Source organism: Neisseria sp. P0021.S007 (assembly GCF_051956855.1).
In genome coordinates, this window is record NZ_JBQCXA010001499.1 from 1 (window position 1) to 471 (window position 471).

General features: G+C 50.1%; 1 protein-coding gene and 1 pseudogene. Both read right to left on the minus strand.

Annotation, left to right across the window (positions count from 1 at the left end):
* Nucleotides 1–3: 3 nt before the first annotated feature.
* Complete coding sequence (locus ACTHUR_RS19920; protein WP_003746058.1) at nt 4–357, minus strand: PilZ domain-containing protein; 354 nt, start codon at nt 355–357, stop codon at nt 4–6.
* Between the two features lie 10 nt (nt 358–367).
* Nucleotides 368–471, minus strand: a pseudogene (locus ACTHUR_RS19925) (DNA polymerase III subunit delta'); the annotation flags it as partial.

Genomic DNA, 471 nt, shown 5'->3' on the forward strand with positions numbered 1-471 from the left:
GTATTACAGGGTAAAAGTAGTACGGTCGCTGCGCAGGCGCGGACCGAGCTCGGCTTCGATCAGGTTTTTTGCCTGCTGGCAGCTTTCGTGTTCGGAAAAGGCAAGGCCTACGCCTTTGGGGCGGTGGGCCGAGGTGCGCGCCGGATTGATCCAAACGACTTTGGTTGGCAGGAAGCGTTTGGGATAGTCGGCGATTTCGACGGCCAAGAGGATGTCTTCGCCTAGGGAGAATACGTCATCGGTCGGCACGAACAGGCCGCCGTGTTCTAAAAACGGCATATAGCAGTTGTACAACAAATTGGGGTCTTTGAGTTGCAAAGCCAACATCTTCGCCGGAATGTCTTTTTTATTCATCATTGATTACCTGTTAGGGTTTGTTTTGCCAAAAATCCAAATATTCGATAAGCAGATACTCAAGCTGCATTTTAACACTCAAGGTATGATATCCGTAAGGGTTGAGCGCGTTCAGAC